This is a genomic window from Novosphingobium sp. BF6, assembly GCF_058273105.1.
In genome coordinates, this window is the sequence record NZ_CM177776.1 from 1,073,969 (window position 1) to 1,093,749 (window position 19,781).

A 19,781-nucleotide genomic window follows, 5' to 3' on the forward strand; every position below is an offset into this window, starting at 1 on the left:
GCACCGGATTGGAAGTAAATCCTATATATTGAAGTGATTTTAGAACAAGATTTTCGTTTTATAGCCATAAATGAGAAATTTAGAACAGGATTTTCCCAGGTTCGCGCCTTAGCTTGCCAGGCCTGACCAAGGGGAAGGGTAACCATGGCGAACCGGCCACCACTCGATCTGCATATTCCGGAGCCGTCCGCGCGGCCGGGGGATGCCGCCACTTTCGATCATCTGGACATTCCTGGAGCCGGTCTCGTTCGCCGCCCCGATCCACTCGGCAATGCGGCGGACATGCGCGACCTGCCGTTCGAACTCATCCGCGTGCTGGACGAGGATGGTCAGGCGGTAGGGCCGTGGAAGCCCGAACTTTCGCCCGACCTGATGCGCAGGGGATTGCGCGCCATGCTCCGTACCCGCGCCTTCGACGACCGGCTGTTCCGTGCCCACCGGCAAGGCAAGACCAGCTTCTACATGAAGTCAACCGGCGAGGAGGCCATTCCGGCGGCGCAGGCTCTGGTGCTCGAGTCCGGCGACATGTGCTTTCCCACCTACCGGGTGATGGGCTGGCTCCATGCGCGGGGCTATCCGCTCGTGGACATGGTCAACCAGATCTTCTCCAACGCGGACGATCCCCTGCGTGGACGGCAGTTGCCGATCCTGTTTTCGGCGCGCGACTATGGGTTCTATTCGCTCTCTGGCAATCTCGGCACCCGGCTCGGCCATGCGGTGGGCTGGGCGATGGCATCGGCCTATCGCGGGCAGGACGGCATCGCGCTGGCCTATTCCGGCGAGGGCACCACGGCGGAAGGCGATTTCCACGAAGCCCTGACATTCGCGGCCGTCTACCGCGCGCCGGTCATCTTCGCAGTGACCAACAACCAATGGGCGATTTCGAGCTTTGCCGGCCTTGCGGGAACCGAGAACACGACTTTTGCCGGTCGGGCCATCGGCTACGGCCTGCCGGGGCTGCGCGTCGACGGGAACGACTTCCTGGCAGTGGCTGCCGCCACGCAGTGGGCCGCCGAGCGCGCCCGCGCCAACAAGGGCGCAACGCTGATAGAGTTCTTCACGTATCGGGTGGCCGGGCACTCCACCAGCGATGATCCCACCCGCTATCGGCCGCGGGAGGAAGGAGAAAGCTGGCCGCTCGGCGATCCGGTCGAAAGGCTTCGCCAGCATCTTGTCCGCCTCGGCGAATGGGATGCCGGGCTGCACGAGGCCTTGCTTGCCGAACTCGATTCCGAAGTGCGCGCGGCCGTGCGGGCGGGCGAGGCTGTCGGCACGCTCGGCAGGTCCAAGCCGCCGCTGGCGGAGATGTTCGAAGGCGTGTTCGCGGAACCGGATTGGCGCCTGATCGAACAGCGGCACGAAGCGGGGGCCTGAGCGATGGCCGAACTCAACATGATCCGCGCGATCAACGATGCGCTGGACGTCATGCTTTCGCGCGATCCGGATGTGCTCGTGTTCGGTGAGGACGTCGGCTATTTCGGCGGCGTATTCCGGGCGACGGACGGCCTTCAGGCGCATCACGGCGCGAAGCGCTGTTTCGATACGCCGATCTCGGAAGGCGGGATCATTGCCGCCGCCATCGGCATGGGCGCGCAGGGGCTTCGGCCGGTGCCGGAGATCCAGTTCGCGGACTACATCCTTCCGGCCTACGACCAGCTCGTGTCCGAAGCGGCGCGCCTGCGCTATCGCTCCGGAGGGGAATTCTGGGCGCCGATCACGGTGCGCTCTCCTTACGGCGGCGGCATCTTCGGCGGTCAGACCCATAGCCAGAGCCCGGAGGCGATCTTCGCCCATGTCACGGGGCTCAAGACGGTGATCCCGTCGACGCCCTACGATGCCAAGGGCCTGCTGATAGCAGCCATCGAATGCGACGATCCGGTGATCTTCCTGGAGCCCAAGCGCCTCTACAACGGTCCTTTCGATGGGCGCCACGAGCGGGAACTGGCGACATGGGCCGGGCATGCCGATGCCGAGGTTCCGGTGGGCCACTACCGCGTGCCGCTGGGCGAAGCCCGGATCGCGCGCGAGGGCGAGGACGCGACGATCCTGGCCTACGGCACCATGGTGCACGTCGCGCTGGCGGCGGTGGAGGACACGGGCATCGATGCCGAAGTCGTCGACCTGCGCTCCATCGTCCCGCTCGATATCGACGCGATCGTCCGCTCGGTGAGAAAGACCGGGCGCTGCGTCGTCGTCCATGAGGCCTCGCGGTTCGGCGGGTTCGGCGGCGAACTGTCCTCGCTGGTGCAGGAGCGCTGCTTCTATCATCTCGAAGCGCCGGTGGAGCGGGTCGCCGGATGGGATACGCCTTATCCCCATGCCTTCGAATGGGATTACTTTCCGGGTCCGGCCCGGATCGGCGCGGCCTTGCGCCGCGTGATGGAGAACAAGTGATGGGTCGTTTCACATTCCGCCTGCCGGACATCGGCGAAGGTATCGCCGAGGCCGAGATCGTCGCCTGGCACGTCAAGATCGGGGACAGGGTCGAAGAGGACGGCCGTCTGGCCGACATGATGACCGACAAGGCCACGGTCGAGATGGAAAGCCCGGTTTCGGGCGTGGTCGTCGAAGTGGCGGGTGCCGAAGGAGATGTCATCGCCATCGGCTCGCCGCTGGCGGTGATCGAGGTTGAAGGCGCGGGGAACGAAGTCGATCGCGGGCCGGCGCCGAGGGCTGAAGTCATCGAGCAACGGATCGAGGCGGAAACGCCCGACGCCGGGGATGTGGCGCGTGTGGAAAGCGCGGTGGCCGGTGCTTCGACAGGCTCAGCACGAGCGGATGTTGTGAAATCCGGCACCACTACAACCTCCGCACATTCCTCCACCCCCGCTCAGGCTGAGCCTGTCGAAGCCCGCGCACCCACGCCCACGCCAAAACCCTCAGCCCCCCACGCAAAAGTCATGGCCAGCCCGGCCGTGCGCAAGCGCGCCGCCGATCTCGGTATCGACCTTGGCGAAGTGCGCCCGGCCGAGGACGGCCGCCTGCGTCATTCCGATCTCGATGCCTTCCTGTCCTACAATGCCGCGGGCGGTTTCCAGCCCGCGGGACGCAAGGGCCAGGACGAGCAGGTCCGCGTGATCGGCCTGCGCCGCCGCATCGCCGAGAACATGGCCGCATCCAAGCGCCAGATCCCGCACTTCGCCTATGTCGAGGAATTCGACGTGACGGCGCTGGAGGAAACCCGCGCGCAGCTCAATGCGGGGAGGGGGGCCAATGTGGACGGGCGTCCCAAGCTGACGATGCTGCCGTTCCTCATCACCGCGATCTGTAAGCTGCTGCCCAGGTACCCGATGCTCAACGCGCATTACGACGACGAGGCGGGCGTGGTGACGCGCTACGGCTCGGTGCATCTGGGCATGGCGGCGCAGACCCCGGCGGGGCTGATGGTCCCGGTGATCCGCGATGCCCAGGACCGCAATCTCTGGCAACTCGCCACCGAGATCGGCCGTCTGGCGCAGGCGGCGCGGGACGGCTCGGCCAAGTCGTCCGAGCTTTCGGGTTCGACGATCACCGTTACCTCGCTCGGGCCGATGGGCGGGGTGGCGACGACGCCGGTCATCAACCGTCCCGAAGTGGCGATCATCGGTCCGAACCGCATCGTTGAGCGGCCGATGTTCGTGAAGGGCGCGGACGGCACCGAACGCATCGAGAAGCGCAAGATCATGAATATCTCGATGTCCTGCGACCACCGCGTGGTGGACGGCTGGGACGCCGCCAGCTTCGCGCAGGACCTCAAGACGCTGATCGAGGCTCCCGCGCTCATTCTCGCAGGGTAATCGAACACGCCGGTTCGGAGCGCATTGGCCGGTTGCAATATTTTCAAAATATGAGAACAAATAACCATAACGAAAAAATTCTCATATTGGAGATATGCCGGTGATGGGTCCCGTCTCGTCTTCCAGCCCAGCCATGCGGTGGTTGCTGGTTGCCCTCGTGATCGCTGTGGGGGCTGCATTGGGAGGGCTGGCGAACCGGCTGCCGTCCTCGCAGCCCGTGGATACGCGTGCAACCCAGTTCTCCGCCGACCGGGCCATGCGCGACGTGCGGTCGATCGCGGTGCGTCCCCATACGACGGGATCGGCGGAAATCGAGGAGACCCGTCGCTATCTGACCGAACGCATGACGGCCTTGGGACTCGATCCGCAGGTTCGCTCCGAAGTCGCCATTTCGGCGCGACGCTATCTGGGCGATGCCTTGATTGCCGGGCGCATGCGCAACCTGGTGGGAGAACTGAAGGGTTCCGATCCGGCCCTGCCGGCTGTCCTGCTGATGGCACATTACGACACCGCCGCACTTTCTCCGGGGGCGGGCGATGATACCTCGGGCGTGGCCGTGGCGCTGGAAGTGGCCCGCGCGCTCAAGGCGTCCGGGCCGCAGCGCCGCACGGTGATCTTCCTGTTTACCGATGGCGAAGAGGCGGGCCTCCTGGGCTCGACCGCCTTTTTCGCATCCGATCCCTTGCGCAATTCGATCGGCGTGGTGGTCAATCTGGAAGCGCGCGGGGATAGCGGCCGGGCCTTGATGTTCCAGACCAGCCCCGGAAATGCCGGACTGATCGATCTCTACCGGCGCGCGGTTCCTTCACCAGCGGCGGATTCGCTGCTGGTGACGGTCTACAAGCGGATGCCGAACGATACCGACCTGACGGCGGCGCTCGACAAGGGCCTGCCGGGAATGAACTTCGCCTTCCTCGGCCACCAGATGGCCTATCACACGATGCTGTCGACACCGGAGCGGCTCAACGCGGGCAGTCTCCAGCACATGGGAGACCAGGTTCTGCCCGTCGTACGCGCGCTCGCCCAGGCCGAAACGCTGGAACAGCCGCAAAAGGACAAGGTCTTCGCCGACCTCTTCGGCCTTCATCTGGTAACCTATCCGATCTGGCTGGGCTGGGTGCTGGCGCTTGTCGCGGTAGGCGGCATTGGGGCGATCCTGACGATCGCTTTCAGGCGCCGTACGATCGGGTGGCGCGAGACTTTGGCAGGGGCGGGCGGATTGCTGGTCTTGCAGGTCGGGATCGTGACCGCGCTGATGCTGGCCATGCGCGTCATCGTCCTTGCCGTGGGTGAGGCAGCTTCGCCCTATGCGCTGATCGGGCAGTTCGGCTGGCTACTCGCGGCCGCCGTTTTCCTGGGGTTCGGGACCGGCCTGCTGCTTCTCCATGCCGCAGTCACGGGGCGGCCATGGCTCGCCATGGCGGGACTTTGCCTGGCCGGCCTGCTGGCGTCCCTGCTCGGCAAGTCGAACTGGGTTCCCTTCGGCCTTTCGGTAACGGCGATGCTTCTGGCATTCGCGGGAATGAGGCGACCGGCGCGACTTGGCGGATGGTTCGCCGGGGCCGCCGCGATGCTTGGCCTGATGGCGCTGGCCTTGCAGGTCTTCCTTCCGCACGGAGCCCATGTCCTGGTCTGGCCCCTGCTGCTTTTGCTTCCCTCGCTGGCCTTCGTGCTGCTGGCACCGGAGCGGATCATGCGGCCGTCAAGACAGGTGCTCGCGGTGCTGCCCGCTGTTCTGGTCGCCGGGTTGATGGCGCGGTCGGGCCATGATTTCTTCCTCATGATCGGCGCGAGCCTGCCCGCAGTGATCGCGCCCTTCATTCTGGTGACGTTGCTGGCATTGATGCCTCTCTTTTGGTCGGCAGGCCATTTGTCGCGAGCCGGGGCGCTTTGCGTCGTCCTCGGCATTGCTCTCTGCATCGGCGTCACGATCAAGGCGCGTGCACCCACGGCAGAGACGCCCGATATGGTCGAGGTCTTTCATCTCGATGACATCGACAGGGGCCGCGCCCAATGGGTCGGCGGCAAGCTCGATCGCGCGGGTTGGGTTCGCCGTGTCCTTACGCAGGATGGCGGAGTGCCGAGGCTCCAACCGATCGTCCCCTTCGCCAGGGACGGGCAATGGGTCGCTGCGGCAAGGCCAGTCCGTTTCGCCCGGCCGGAGCTGAAGCTGGGCCTGACCGGAAGCGGAACGGCGCGCCGCATCGAGCTGGTCGCGGCCAACCGCAACGGCGGTCGCCTCATGCGGATCTACCTCCGGCCAAGCGTGGATCTGACCGGTCTCCGGCTTATGGACCTGCCGGTTTCCGGAACCCTGAAAGCCGGAGAATGGTCGCCGGTCGCCTTCCACGCGAGCGGCACGGAATCGGTTCGCCTGACCATGTCGGGCGGTTCGAGCGGCCGTGTCGAAGTCGCTCTGGTTGAAGTCCGGGACGGCTGGCCGGAAGGAAGCCAAGCCTTGGCCCTGCCAGCAAATGCCATTCCCTACCGCCGCTCGCACAGCAGCATGATCGTGGCGCGATCCTCGCTGGCCTGGTGAGCATTGCCATTGACAATTTTCTGAATCAGATAAATACATCCTAATCAGGATAAAAACGGTGCCGACCCTCCCATGGGAGCGAGATCGGTCTGCAAGTCCAGGGAAGGAAGCAGCGTCATGCGATGGATGAGATGTTTGGCCGTGGCTGCGCTGGCGCTTGCGGGCAGCGCAACGCAGGCGGGCCAGACGCCGCAGCAGCCTTCTCGCGCTCCGGCTGCGGTCCAGAACCGGGAGGTCCGGGCAGGGCATGAACTGACCCGGCAGGATGCCGATGCCTGGCTCGATGGTTTCATGCCTTACGCGTTGGGCCGGGGCGACATCGCCGGGGCCGTAGTGGTCATCGTCAAGGATGGCAAAGTGCTGACGCAGCGCGGGTTCGGCTATGCCGACGTTGCCGCCCGCAAGCCCGTCGATCCGGAGAAGACCCTGTTCCGGCCTGGCTCGGTCTCGAAACTCTACACCTGGACCGCGGTCATGCAGCAGGTCGAGGCGGGCAAGCTGGACCTCGATGCCGACATCAACCGCTATCTCGATTTCACAATCCCGCCTTTCGACGGCAAGCCCGTCACCTTGCGCAATATCATGACGCATACGGCGGGCTTCGAGGAAGCGGGGAGAGACCTGATCGTCCGTCGCGATGACGTGCCCACGCTGGAGTCCGCAGTGAAGCGCTGGACACCGCACCGCGTCTTTGCGCCGGGATCGACCCCGGCCTATTCCAATTATGCGACGGCCTTGGCCGGTTACATCGTCCAGCGCGTCAGCGGCCTGTCGTTCGACGACTATGTGGAGCGCAATATCTTCCAGCGGCTGGACATGCGGCATGCGACGTTCCGCCAGCCGCTGCCTGCGTCACTGCGCGAAGACATGGCCAAGGGCTACGATCTGGGATCGCGTGCGTCCGAGCCGTTCGAGATCGTGTCCGTCGCCCCGGCGGGAAGTTCCTCGATCAGCGGCGCGGACATGGCGAAGTTCATGATCGCCCATCTTGACAATGGCGGCCCGCTGCTTCGGCCCGAGACGGCAAAGCGCATGCATTCGCCCGCCAACGAGCCGTTTCCCGGCTTCAACCGCATGATGCTCGGATTCTACGAGCAGAAGATCAACGGCCTCAGCGCCATTGCCCACGCGGGCGACACCAAGCTGTTCCATTCCAACCTCGTTCTTTTTCCGAGCAAGAACGTCGGCTTCTACATTTCCATGAACAGCCGCGGGAAGGAGAAGGCCGTCAGCCCGATCCGGGATGCGATGTTGAAGCAGTTCGCGGATCGTTATTTCCCGGCGCCCGCCTGGTCTCCCCCGGCGGACCTGCCGACCGCGCGCGAACACGCAGCGCTGGTCGCCGGGACATATGCCAACAGCCGCGAGCCCATGGAGAACTGGGCGGCCATGATGGGTTTCCTGACGCAGATGCGGGTCGGCACCGATAAGGACGGCAAGCTGGCGGTGGCCAATATCCGGACCATCGGCAGCGCACCGCGCAAATGGATCGAGGTGGCGCCGTTCGTCTGGCAGTCCCGCGAGGACGGTGTCCGCTTCGCCGCGAAAGTGGAGAACGGCAGGGCCGTGCGCGTCTTCTACGATCCGATCGCGCCGTTCATGGTCTGGGACCGCGTGGCCTGGTACAAGGACACGGCCTGGCTGAAGCCCGCGACGATTGCGGCGCTGGCGGTCATCGTGCTCTTCGCGCTGGGCTGGCCGGTCGGCGCCCTGGTTCGTCGCCGGTACGGGGTGAAGCTGGACCGGACGGGCCGGGACCTTGCCGTCCACCGCACCTTGCGCGCCTGTGCCTGGGGCGTGCCGCTGCTGCTCGGCAGTTGGGCTTTCGTCGCCAGCCGGGCAGGCGGCGTCAAGACCTCCGGAGCGCTGATCTGGTTCAACCAGATTGCCGGGCTGCTGCTGTTCTTCGGTTTCCTCGGCCTTGCCCTCTGGAATGCCCGCGCGGCCTGGACGCGTGGCGGCGGCTGGCTGAGCAAGCTGTGGAGCGGGCTTATCGTGCTTGCGGCCGGGATCATGCTGTGGGTCGCGTTGGCGTTCCGCCTCATCAGCTTCGGCGCCAATTGGTGACGCGTGTGCCGACCGGGCGAGGCCTGGTCTGCACACTTCTTTTCTGGAGTTTCCGACATGACCACTTCGCTGACTTTCGGCGTGACGGCCGAGCGCCTGGAATACAGGAACCCGTTCCGCATTTCGGGCTATGTCTTCGACAAACTGGACTGCGTGGTCGTGACCCTGTCCGACGGTGTCCATAGCGGACGAGGCGAGGGCGACGGCGTCTATTATCTGGACGACCGCCAGCCGCAGATGCTCGCCGATCTCGAACGTGCGCGCAGTGCCATCGAGGCGGGACCGAGCCGTGCGGATCTGCGCAAGATCCTGCCGCCCGGCGGCGCGCGCAATGCCGTCGATGCGGCGCTCTGGGAACTCGACGCCAAGCGCACCGGCAAGCCGGTCTGGGCATTGGCGGGACTGGAGCAGCCCCGGCCTGTCATTACCACATTCACGCTGGGCGCGGACGATCCTGCGGTCATGGCGCGGAAGGCGACTGCCTTCGGTCCGGTCAAGGCGATCAAGGTCAAGCTGACCGGCGACCTCGATCTCGATATCGCGCGGGTCGCCGCCATTCGCGCGGCGCGGCCGGATGTCTGGCTGGGCGTCGATGCCAACCAGGGCTTTGTCGTCGGCGAACTCGACGCGCTGGTCGAGGCGATGATCGCGGCCAAAGTGTCGCTGATCGAGCAGCCCCTGGCGCGGGGACGGGAGGCCGATCTCGACGGCTATACGTCGCCGATTCCGCTGGCTGCGGACGAGAGCGCGCTGACGCTGGACGATGTGCCTGCACTCGTCGGCCGCTTCGATGTCGTCAACATCAAGCTCGACAAGTGCGGCGGGCTGACGGAAGGCCTGATGATCGCCCGCGCCGCCCGCGCCGCCGGGCTTGGCGTGATGGTGGGCAACATGGGCGGCTCCACGCTCAGTATGGCGCCGAGCTTCCTGTTGGGGCAGGTCTGCGACATCTGCGATCTCGACGGCCCGATATTCCTGGCGAACGACCGCGATCCGGCGATCCGCTACGAGGACGGCACCGCCTGGTGCGACGAACGGATCTGGGGGCGCGAAAGCCTGGCGCCGGCATGAGCGGCCTCGGCACGGAAAGGCCGGCGAGCCGGTTCCAGCGCTTCCTGCTGCCCGGCTTTGCCCTGAAGGCGGTCATCATCGGCGGCGGCTATGCCACCGGGCGCGAACTGGCGGAGTTCTTCCTGCCGGGCGGTGCCTGGGGCGGCTTGGCCGGGATGGTGCTGGCCATGCTGATCTGGAGCGTCGTGGCCGCGTGCACTTTCCTTTTTGCCCGCACCGTCGGCGCCGCGGACTACCGCAGCTTCTTCGAGGCGCTGCTCGGGCGGGGCTGGGTCATCTTCGAGGTCGCCTATCTGCTCTTCATCATCCTGATCCTGGCTGTTTTCGGCGCCGCCGCCGGTGCGATTGCGGAGGCGACGCTGGGCCTGCCCGCCATCTCGGGCACCCTTGCCCTGATGGCGGGTATCGGCTTCTTCGCGACTTTCGGGAATGCCTCGGTGGAACAGCTCTTCAAATGGGTCTCGTTACTGCTCTACGGCGTCTATGCCCTGTTCCTGGTACTGGCGCTGACGACCTTCGGTGACCGCATATGGGACGGTTTCCTGCATCCGGCTCCAGCCTCCGAGGCAGCGGGCGGCTGGGTGCTGGGCGGGGTGACTTACGCCGGCTACAACATCATCGGCGCCGTCGTGATCCTGCCGGTGCTGCGCCATATGACGTCCGACCGCGATGCAGTGGTGGCCGGACTGGTGGCAGGCCCGCTGGCGATGGCCCCGGCAGTGATATTCTTCGTCTGCATGATCGCCTTCTACCCCGGCATCGCGCACGAAGTGCTGCCCTCGGACTTTCTGCTCGGCAAGTTGGGCAGCCCGGCCTTCCATCTGCTGTTCCAGATCATGATCTTCGCTGCCCTGCTCGAAAGCGGGACCGGCGCCGTCCATGCCGTCAACGAGCGGATCGCCAAGGCCTGGCATGTCCGGCGCGGTGCGGCGCTGGGGCATGCGGCGCGCCTTGCCATCGCTCTCGTGATCCTGACCGGCTGCATGCTGGTGGCCGACCGCGTCGGTCTCGTTGCGCTCATTGCCACGGGCTACCGGGCGATCGCCTATGTCTTCCTCGCCGTCTACGTCTTGCCGCTTCTGACCCTCGGCCTGTTCCGACTGGCCCGTCATCGGCGGCATATACGGGCGACATCCCAACCGGAGATTGCATGAAACCCCTGCTGATCGCTCTCGCGCTTGCCCCCGCCGCCGCTCACGCGGCGCCACCGCCTGACTTCGATGCGCGCGTGGAGGCCTTGCGGCAGGAGGTCGGCGTGCCCGGACTGGGCATCGCCATCGTCGAACAGGGGCAGACCGTCCTGGCAAAGGGCTACGGCGTGAAACGGCTGGGTTCGGCCGATCCGGTGACGCCGCATACGATCTTTCCTACGGGATCGACCGGCAAGGCGGTGACCGTCGCCGCGCTCGCGACCCTCGTGGATCAGGGCAAGATCGCCTGGGACGACAAGGTCATCGACCATTTGCCCGGCTTCCAGATGTGGGATTCATGGGTCACGCGCGAGATGACGATCCGCGACCTGCTGGTCCACCGTTCCGGACTGGGGCTGGGCGCGGGCGATCTGCTCTTCGTGCCGCGCAGCAATCTTTCCCGCGCCGAAGCGGTCCGGCGCCTGCGCTATATCAAGCCCGCGACCAGTTTCCGCAGCGGCTATGCCTACGACAACGTGCTCTACATGGTGGCGGGCCAACTGATCCAGGACGTGACCGGGCAGACCTGGGAAGCCTATGTGAAGAACCATATCTTCAAGCCCGCAGGCATGGCGGATTCGGTCAGTGACGAGCCTGACCGCTTCGCCAGCGCCGACCGCGCCCAGCCCCATGCGCGCATGGACGGCGGTCTGCGCGGGGCGGGGCGTCAGGAAATGCTGGACGAGCGCGACGGGCTTGCCCGCAATGCGGCCCCGGCGGGCGGGCTGGCGGTCAGTCCGGTGGACATGGGCAAGTGGCTCGCCGTGCAACTGGGGCAGGGCAAGTTGCCGGACGGTCGCGAACTCTTCTCCCCGGAGCAGGCGCGCGAAATGTGGCGTCCTGAAACGCTGATGCCGATCGACGCCAGGCCTGCCGAACTGGCGGCGAGCGAGCCGCAATTCCAGAGCTATGCGCTCGGCTGGATCGTGCAGGACTATCGCGGCGCGAAGATCATCCAGCACGGCGGCTCCGTCTTCGGTTTCCAGACCGTGGTGGTGCTGATGCCCGAACAGGACGTCGGCTTTTCGATCCAGATCAACAGCGAGGACGGCGAACTGATCCAGGGTCTGATGTACGAGTTGCTCGACCACTATCTCGGCCAGCCGGCGCAGGACTGGCCTGCCCGGTTCCGTGCCGCCAAGGCGAAGAAGATTTCCGACGGTCTCGCCGCCTTCAAGGCCGGAGCGGCGAGCCCTGCCGGATCGGGGCCATCGCTGGCGCTCGCGCGCTATGCCGGGACCTATCGCGACCCCTGGTACGGCGACATCGTCGTGGCGCAGGACGGGAAGGGGCTGACGATCGATTTCCGCTCCACCCCGCGCATGAGTGGAAAGCTGGAGCATTTCCAGTACGACAGCTTCCTCACCCGCTTCGGGGATCGGACGATCGAGCCTGCCTACGTGACGTTCGGCCTGGATGCGGAAGGCAGAGTGGAGCGCGTGACGATGAAGCCAGCCTCGCCCATCGCCGATTTCAGCTACGACTATCGGGATCTGCTGTTCACGCCCGTGACACCCTGAAGCAGGTCAGGCCTTCCGGGGCGCGCGTTTCTTCACGGTCTTTTTCGTAATCTGTTGCCCGGCTTCATGGATCAGCGAGGAGAGATCCTCCTCCGCGCTGGACATGACGCTGACGATCGTCGTCTCCTTGAAGCCGGGCGCGCAGACGTAAGCGTGGCCCATGCCGGAATCGATATAGATAGACTCGCCCGCCTTGAGCTGGATCGGGTCGTAGAACTCGGTGTGGACGACGATTTCACCGTCGACGACGTAGATGAATTCCTCGCCCGAATGGCGGACGAGTTCACCGAACTGTTCCAGCGATTCCGCGTGGATGCGGCTGATCACCGGCACCATGCGCTTGTGCCGCAATTCGGTGCAGAGATAGTAGTACTCGTAGTTGTCCGTATCGACGCGTACGGCCTTGTCGATCGAACCGATGCTGCGGCGGCCCATGACCGTCGCCGGCGCCGTGTTTTCCTCTTCGGCGAAAAGGTCGGCGATGCCGATGTTCAGCCGTTCGCTGACTTGCAACAGCTTGTCATAGGTCAGCGAAAGGCGATCATGTTCCACTTTTGAGAGGGTGGACACGGGTATGCCGCAGCGCTCGCTCATTTCCTTGAGCGTCCAGCCGTTGCGGGTACGCAGGCCGGTGATCACTGCGCCAAGGGTCTGTCGCCCGCCTGCCATCCGATTGCTCCTGTATGCTGCCCTGCACGAACGGACATTTGCGTCCTGTTCGGAAAAATACGTCGCTTCCTTAGCATCGCCGCGCCGAACTGCGCAATGCGCGGGCCCAAGGCGGCTCGGGCGCTTTGCACCGCAGCAAACCTCGTGCTAATCGGAAAAAAGTGATCGCAAGGTGCCGGAACCGGATGAAGAGCGCGCAGAAAACCATTGGCAAGAATTCGGACGCCAAGAATTCGGGCGACACCAATCCGGGATCTTTCCTGCGGGAGTTCCGTTCCGCGAATGGCATGACCCTGGCTCAGGCGAGCGAGAAGACCGGACTGCCGGTTTCCACATTGTCCAAAGTCGAAACCGGCAAGATGTCGCTCAGCTATGAAAAGCTGATGAAGCTCAGCCGGGGACTCGGCATCGATATCGCCCAGTTGTTCTCGAACGCGGCCTCCACTCCGGCCCCGGCTTCGAAGCCGGTCCGCTCCCCCACGCCGATCGGGCGCCGCACGATTACGCCCGCCGGGGAGGGGCCGTCGATCCAGACCGCGACGTATAACTACACTTATCCTTCCGCCGATCTGCTCAACAAGCAATTGAACCCGATGATCATCGAGATCGAAGCGCGGGCGATCGAGGACTTCGACGATCTGATGCGGCATCCGGGTGAGGAATATGCCTTCGTGATCGAAGGCCAGTGCGAATTCCACACGGACATCTATGCGCCCTCGCTGCTGAATACGGGCGATTCGGTCTATTTCGACGCTTCCATGGGCCATGCCTATGTCGCAGTGGGGAAGGGGCCTTGCCGCATTCTTTCCGTGTGCTCCGCCACGGATGCGGATCTCAAGTCGAACTTGCGCCCCATCGGCCCCGCTGCCGAGGATTGATCGTCCGAAACTGTCGGGAGCACATCGGCAGCCGCGAGCCTATTGACAAATATACCCGTCTACTGTCGGATCGGAAAAATTTTCCATAACGGAAAATTCACTTTCCGGTTCTGAACGGGCCGAACGAGACGGGGGGATAGAGATGCGCGGATTACGCGGCTGGATCGGCATGGCATTGCTGGCACTGGCAGGCCCGATAGCGGCGCAGCCGGTGGCGGAAACCGCGAAACCCGCGGATCGCTCCGCCGCTGCGCAGGCACATGTCCTGGACAAGGCGGATGTCGATGCGTGGCTGGACGGCTACATGCCCTATGCCCTTCAGCGCGGCGATGCCGCCGGTGCGGTGGTTGTTGTGGTCAAGGACGGCAAAATCCTGACGCAGCGCGGCTTCGGCTATGCCGACGTGGCCCACCGCCGACCCGTCGATCCCGGCCGGACGCTGTTCCGGCAGGCCTCGATCTCGAAGCTGATTACCTGGACCGCCGTCATGCAGATGGTCGAACAGGGCAAGATCGATCTCGACAAGGATATCAACGGCTACCTCGACTTCCGGATTCCCGAGGCTTTCGGAAAGCCCGTCACGATGCGCAACCTGATGACGCATCGCTCCGGCTTCGAGGAAGTCCAGCGCGGGCTCAACAGCTACGATCTCAAGGACATTCCCCCGCTCGACGTGGCGCTGAAGCGCTGGGTGCCGACGCGGATTTTCGCGCCCGGCACGACGCCCGCCTATTCGAACTACGGCACCACGCTGGCCGCCTATATCGTGCAGCGCGTTTCCGGCGAGCCCTTCGAGACTTATGCGAACCGTCATATCTTCGCACCGGCAGGCATGACCATGGCGAGTTTCAGCCAGAACCTGCCGCCCAATCTCCGGTCGCAGGTCGCCTCCGGGTACAATCGCGGATCGGGCGCGCCGTCGCGGCTGGAACTGAACAGCTTCTGGCCGGCGGGAGGGCTGAGCGCGACCGGGACCGACATGGGCCGCTTCATGATCGCGCATCTGGAAAACGGTGGGGCGCTGCTCAAGCCGGAAACCGCGCGGCTGATGCACGACAGCATTCTCAAGGCGATCCCGCCGCTCAACGGCATGGCGCTGGGCTTCTACGAGCAGAATATCAACGGTCGCCGGGCGCTGTCCCACGCAGGGGATACGCTCACCTTCCACAGCCAGCTCTGGCTTTTGCCGAAGGAAAGGGTCGGCATCTACATGTCGATGAACGCGGCGGGCACCGAAAAGGTGTCGGGTCCGATCCGTAGCCACCTCTTCGATGCCTTTGCCGATCGCTACTATCCCCATGTCCAGAAGGACGGCCGCGTCGATGCTGCCACGGCGGCCCGTCATGTCCGCATGATGGTGGGCACCTACAACAAGACCCGCCGCTCGGAGACGAGCTTCCTGAAGGCGCTTGAGCTGAACGGCCAGATCAGGGTGGATACGGATGCGCAGGGCGGGCTGCGGGTGAAGGCCGCGCCGGGCATCGGCGGAGAGGACCGCAAGTGGGTGGAGATCGCGCCTTTCGTCTGGCGGGAAAGCGACGGCAAGATGCGGCTTGCCGCACAAGTCGAGAACGGCAAGGTCGTTCGCTTCGGCCTCGATTCCTCCGCGCCCTACATGCTGTTCGAACCGGCGCCCTGGTATCTTTCGGTCGCCTGGCTCAATCCGGCGATAGTGGCGAGCCTGTGTGTGCTGCTTCTTACCGTGCTGTCCTGGCCGGTGGTTGCGCTGGTCCGCCGCTACTACGGCGTCGTGCCGTTGCGCGGCATCCAACCCTGGCGCGCCTACCGCCTGAGCCGGGCCTTCGCGGGGCTGGTGCTGGTCGTGCTGGCCTGCTGGTTCCGCTTCGCCAGCGCCTTGCTGGGCGATTTTTCCTCAATGAACGGTGAACTGGATTGGGCGCTCGGCGCGCTGCAAGTCGGGACGCCGCTGGTCCTGTTGGCCGCGCTGGGCCTTGCCGTCTGGAATGCCGTGCTTGTCTGGAAAGCGAAAGGGCGGCGGTTCGAGAAGGGCTGGTCCCTGCTGCTGACGCTCAGCGTGCTGGTGATCCTGTGGATGGCGAAGGGCTTCCATCTGATCGGCGTTGGGTTCGATTTCTGACCGCGTTAAATTTTCAAAATAGGATTGCTATTCTCTGATTGGAAAAATATTATAAAGCCACATCAACGGTTCAGGGCATACGAGAGGAGTCGCAGCGCGCTTCCTCTTCGTGTCCTCAGCCCCAGACAGGTGAGACAGGTGGCCCTTCAACTCATGACCGACGCTTCCGACCGCACGGCCCGCTCGACGGAATTGCCCCAGCCCTATCTGCTGTTCCTTGGCGATACGGTGGAGCCGGGCTTCGCGAAAACCGCCTATGGCCTGCGCGACTGGGCGCCGGACATCTGCACCGGTGAGTTTGCCTTGCCGAGTGCGAAGGTCAGCACCGGCCTTCCGGCGTTGAACCCCGCCGAGGCGCGCCGGGCGGGCGCGCGGTCCCTGCTGATAGGCGTCGCCAACAGCGGCGGCGTGTTGCCCGAAAGCTGGGTCCCCGCCTTGGTGGAGGCGCTTGAGGCCGGATTGGACATCGTCAGCGGTCTCCATATGCGACTGGCGGAAGTTCCTGCCCTGGCCGAGGCCGCCGAGCGGCTTGGTCGCCGCCTGATCGATGTGCGTCACCCCCCGAAGGGGATCAAGGTCGGCACCGGGCGCAAGCGCAGCGGCAAGCGCCTGCTGACCGTTGGCACCGACTGCGCGCTGGGCAAGAAATACACCGCGCTGGCGCTCGCCCGCGCCTTCACCGCGCGGGGGATCGACAACGACTTTCGCGCAACCGGCCAGACCGGGATCATGATCGCCGGGGGCGGCATTCCGATGGATGCGGTCGTATCCGATTTCGAGGCAGGCGCCGCCGAAATGCTCAGCCCCGATGCCGCGCCCGAACATTGGGACGTGATCGAGGGGCAGGGCTCGCTGTTCCATCCGGCCTATGCCGCCGTGTCGCTGGGCTTGCTTCATGGCAGTCAGCCGGACCGCATCGTCGTCTGCCATCATCCCGGACGCACCGGGATGCTCGGCACGCCCGGTTACGATCTGCCCAGCGTGGAAGAGGTGATCGACCTCAACATCCGCATCGGCTCGCGGACCAATCCGGATATCCGCTGCGCCGGTGTCTCGTTCAATACCGCGCATCTCGGCGAGCAGGAGGCTCTGGCGCTGATGGCGGAGGAGAGCCGGAGGCTGGGCCTGCCGGTGGCGGATCCGATCCGCGGCGGCGAAGCATTCGACCGGCTGGTCGAAAGCTGCCTCGCCTAGGCAGGCGAGTTTGGGGAGAAGGCATGATGACAGTATCCGGCGTGGCTGAGAAACCCGGAAAATGGCAGCGTCTGCGCAAGTGGAGCCTGCGGATTCTGCTCGGCCTGCTGGCACTGGTCCTGCTTCTCCTGATTGCCGGTGCTGCCTATGAGGCCTGGGGGCGCTATCGGGCCGCGCGGCTCTATCCACCGCGCGGGACGATGGTCGATATCGGCGATCGGCGCATTCATCTCGATTGCCGGGGCTCGGGATCGCCGACCGTGATCCTCGAATCCGGGCTTGGTTCCGGCGGGTCGGTCGACTGGGTTCGTGTTCATGACACGCTCGCTCGTCATACCCGCACTTGCGCCTACGATCGCGCCGGGATCATGTGGAGCGATCCCAAGTCCGCCCCCCAGGATGCCGCCGCCGTTGCCGACGATCTTCACGCCGCGCTCGCGGCGGCGGGTATCAACGGTCCGCTGGTGCTGGCAGGCCATTCGGTCGGCGGCCCCTATACGCGCGTCTATACGGCCCGTTACGGCCAGCAGGTTGCCGGTCTCGTGATGGTCGACGCCTCGCACCCAGATCAGGTCAGGCGCCTGGCGCAAGGGGTGAAGGGCAATGTCGATCCGGGACAGATGGCCGGTCCCATGCGGATCGCCACCGCGCTCGCCTGGACCGGGGCCATCCGCCTGCTGGTGAGCGGCGACATGCCGAACATGCCCAAGGACGCCAGCGCGAAGATCTCGGCTTACATGAGCAGTTCGGTTCAGGGCATGCGCGCGGAACTGGAAGGCTTCGACCGGACGCTCGATCAGGCGCGTGCCGTGCACAGCTTCGGAGGCCGCCCGCTGGTCGTGCTCACGGCCATGGCGCCCTATACGCCGAAGCAGCTCAAGATGCTGGGCCTGACGCCGCAGGACGGCGCGCGCATGAAGGCGATCTGGAAAGATCTCCAGACCGAAATGGCGACGATGTCCACGCAGGGCCGCCAGCAGCTCGTGCCGGATTCCGGCCACTACATCCAGATCGACCGACCCGATGTCGTGATCGCGGCGGTCGATGAGGTCGTCGATGCCGTTCGCGCAGAAAGCGCCGGGAAAACGGCGCGTCAGTAAAGGGAGTTACCATGTTCAAGCACGTTCTGATGTGCAGCGCGATGGCGCTGCTGCTGGCCGGGAATGCGCCCGCGTCGCAACCGGCACCTCAGCCAGTACCCGAATACGATATCGTCATTCGCGGCGGCCGGGTGCTCGACGGCGCAGGCAATCCCTGGGTGCGCGCCGACGTGGCGGTGAAGGACGGGCGTGTGGTGCGGGTCGGCCGGATCGGCGGCCATGGCGTGAAGGAAATCGACGCCCGGGACCGTTACGTGACGCCCGGCTTCATCGACATGATGGACCAGTCCGGCGGCGTCCTGCTCAAGAACGGCGCGGCGGAGAACAAGCTGCGGATGGGGGTCACCACCGTGATCGCGGGCGAGGGCGGCACTCCGGTCGAGGCTTCGCAGATTGCCGCCTATTTTGGCCAGCTCGAGAAGCAGGGCATCGCGGTCAACTTCGGTACGTATTACTCGACCACCCAGGCGCGGCAGAAGGCGATGGGCGATGGCGCCGGCACGCCGACCGCCGCTCAGATGGAGGTCATGAAGGACGAAGTCCGCAAGGCGATGGAGGCCGGTGTCTTCGGCGTGACGAGCGCGCTGATCTATCCGCCGAGCAGCTTCGCCTCGACGCAAGACCTGATAACCATGTCAAAGGTTTCCGCGCAGTGCGGCGGCTTCTACGCTACTCACATGCGTGATGAGAGCGCCGATCTGGTGAAGGCGGTCAACGAGGCGATCGAGATCGGCGAAAAATCGGGCGCCAAGGTCGAGATATTCCACCTCAAGGCCGCTTTTGCGCCCGGTTGGGGCAAGCTCATGCCGGAAGCCATCGCCTCGGTGAACGCGGCCCGTGCGCGCGGCGTGGACGTGGCGGCGGACCTCTATCCCTATACGGCCGGAGGCACCGGGCTGGAGATCATCGCGCCGAGCTGGGTCTGGGCCGACGGCGTCGAGAAAGGCATCGCCCGGCTTCGCGATCCCAAGGTGCGCGAGCGGATGAAGAAGGAAGTGGCGGCCGGTTCGATGCCCGGCTGGTCCAACCTCGTTCAGGCCTCGGGCGGCTTCGGCAATGTCATCCTCGCCAATGGTTTCAGCAAGAAGTACGCTCCCTATCACGGGCAGAGCCTCGAAAAGATCGGCGCTACGCTGAAGCGCGATCCGGCGGACGTGGCTTGGGACATCCTGCTGGAAGGCCTGCCCAACCGATCGGTCGCGCTCTATTTCATGATGAACGAGGGCGATATCGAGACGGCGCTGCGCCAGCCCTGGGTGAGCATCGGCAGCGATGCGGCGGCTTCCGAAAAATTCGGCGAACTCGATGCGCTGGGTCTGCCCCATCCGCGCGCCTACGGCACATTTCCGCGCGTCATCGCCGAGTATTCCAAGCGCCGCCCGGTGATCTCGCTGGAAGAGGCGGTGCGCAAGATGACCGGCTGGCCCGCCCAGCGCATGGGCCTGAGCGATCGCGGCCTGATCCGCGACGGGATGCGCGCCGATCTCGTCATCCTCGATCCGGCCACGCTCGACGATGTGGCAAGCTGGGACAAGCCGACTGCCGCTCCGACCGGTATCGAGACCGTCGTCGTCAACGGCGTCGTCACGATCGAGAGTGGCCGTCACACCGGCGCCAGGGCCGGGACCGTCCTGCGCCACGGCTGCAGTGCCGGCACATGACGATGCCGGACTGAACCG

General features: G+C 65.1%; 14 protein-coding genes. 13 read left to right on the forward strand and 1 reads right to left on the reverse strand.

Features of this window, described 5'->3' with window-relative positions; translation table 11 throughout:
• Positions 1 to 144 precede the first annotated feature (144 nt).
• The 8 genes from AC4D6D_RS20140 to AC4D6D_RS20175 all read left to right on the forward strand — a co-directional run bounded on the left by AC4D6D_RS20140 (position 145) and on the right by AC4D6D_RS20175 (position 12,163).
• The gene (locus tag AC4D6D_RS20140) at positions 145 to 1,374 is read left to right on the forward strand and encodes a thiamine pyrophosphate-dependent enzyme (RefSeq protein WP_491327309.1); all 1,230 of its coding nucleotides are present in this window, start codon (positions 145 to 147) and stop codon (positions 1,372 to 1,374) included.
• Positions 1,375 to 1,377: 3 nt separating this feature from the next.
• On the forward strand, positions 1,378 to 2,394 hold the full coding sequence (locus tag AC4D6D_RS20145; RefSeq protein WP_491327310.1) for an alpha-ketoacid dehydrogenase subunit beta: 1,017 nt from the start codon (positions 1,378 to 1,380) through the stop codon (positions 2,392 to 2,394).
• Complete coding sequence (locus AC4D6D_RS20150; protein WP_491327311.1) at positions 2,394 to 3,776, forward strand: dihydrolipoamide acetyltransferase family protein; 1,383 nt, start codon at positions 2,394 to 2,396, stop codon at positions 3,774 to 3,776. Before AC4D6D_RS20145 ends, AC4D6D_RS20150 begins: the two co-directional genes overlap by 1 nt.
• A gap of 103 nt (positions 3,777 to 3,879) precedes the next feature.
• The gene (locus AC4D6D_RS20155) at positions 3,880 to 6,315 is read left to right on the forward strand and encodes a M20/M25/M40 family metallo-hydrolase (protein WP_491328780.1); all 2,436 of its coding nucleotides are present in this window, start codon (positions 3,880 to 3,882) and stop codon (positions 6,313 to 6,315) included.
• Positions 6,316 to 6,432: 117 nt separating this feature from the next.
• Complete coding sequence (locus tag AC4D6D_RS20160; protein WP_491327312.1) at positions 6,433 to 8,382, forward strand: serine hydrolase domain-containing protein; 1,950 nt, start codon at positions 6,433 to 6,435, stop codon at positions 8,380 to 8,382.
• A 57-nt stretch (positions 8,383 to 8,439) separates the two neighbouring features.
• The gene (locus tag AC4D6D_RS20165) at positions 8,440 to 9,453 is read left to right on the forward strand and encodes a dipeptide epimerase (protein WP_491327313.1); all 1,014 of its coding nucleotides are present in this window, start codon (positions 8,440 to 8,442) and stop codon (positions 9,451 to 9,453) included.
• Positions 9,450 to 10,607, forward strand: coding sequence for a YkvI family membrane protein (locus AC4D6D_RS20170; RefSeq protein WP_491327314.1), 1,158 nt, complete (start codon positions 9,450 to 9,452; stop codon positions 10,605 to 10,607). The genes AC4D6D_RS20165 and AC4D6D_RS20170 overlap by 4 nt, the downstream gene beginning before the upstream one ends.
• A complete protein-coding gene (locus tag AC4D6D_RS20175) occupies positions 10,604 to 12,163 on the forward strand; it encodes a serine hydrolase (RefSeq protein ID WP_491327315.1) in 1,560 nt (519 codons plus the stop codon). Before AC4D6D_RS20170 ends, AC4D6D_RS20175 begins: the two co-directional genes overlap by 4 nt.
• A 6-nt stretch (positions 12,164 to 12,169) precedes the next feature.
• On the opposite strand, the gene AC4D6D_RS20180 is transcribed toward AC4D6D_RS20175, so the two are convergent.
• Positions 12,170 to 12,832, reverse strand: coding sequence for a helix-turn-helix domain-containing protein (locus AC4D6D_RS20180; RefSeq protein ID WP_491327316.1), 663 nt, complete (start codon positions 12,830 to 12,832; stop codon positions 12,170 to 12,172).
• Positions 12,833 to 13,017: 185 nt separating this feature from the next.
• Here AC4D6D_RS20180 and AC4D6D_RS20185 point away from each other — a divergent pair, with 185 nt between their 5' ends.
• The 5 genes from AC4D6D_RS20185 to AC4D6D_RS20205 all read left to right on the forward strand — a co-directional run bounded on the left by AC4D6D_RS20185 (position 13,018) and on the right by AC4D6D_RS20205 (position 19,763).
• A complete protein-coding gene (locus AC4D6D_RS20185) occupies positions 13,018 to 13,710 on the forward strand; it encodes a helix-turn-helix domain-containing protein (RefSeq protein ID WP_491327317.1) in 693 nt (230 codons plus the stop codon).
• Positions 13,711 to 13,852: 142 nt separating this feature from the next.
• The gene (locus tag AC4D6D_RS20190; RefSeq protein WP_491327318.1) at positions 13,853 to 15,808 is read left to right on the forward strand and encodes a serine hydrolase domain-containing protein; all 1,956 of its coding nucleotides are present in this window, start codon (positions 13,853 to 13,855) and stop codon (positions 15,806 to 15,808) included.
• Between the two features lie 153 nt (positions 15,809 to 15,961).
• A complete protein-coding gene (locus AC4D6D_RS20195; protein WP_491328781.1) occupies positions 15,962 to 17,002 on the forward strand; it encodes an N-acetyltransferase DgcN family protein in 1,041 nt (346 codons plus the stop codon).
• Between the two features lie 23 nt (positions 17,003 to 17,025).
• On the forward strand, positions 17,026 to 18,102 hold the full coding sequence (locus AC4D6D_RS20200) for an alpha/beta fold hydrolase (protein WP_491327319.1): 1,077 nt from the start codon (positions 17,026 to 17,028) through the stop codon (positions 18,100 to 18,102).
• 11 nt (positions 18,103 to 18,113) lie between these two features.
• Positions 18,114 to 19,763 (forward strand): N-acyl-D-amino-acid deacylase family protein, encoded by a 1,650-nt coding sequence (locus tag AC4D6D_RS20205; protein WP_491327320.1) that lies wholly within the window; start codon positions 18,114 to 18,116, stop codon positions 19,761 to 19,763.
• Positions 19,764 to 19,781: the final 18 nt, after the last annotated feature.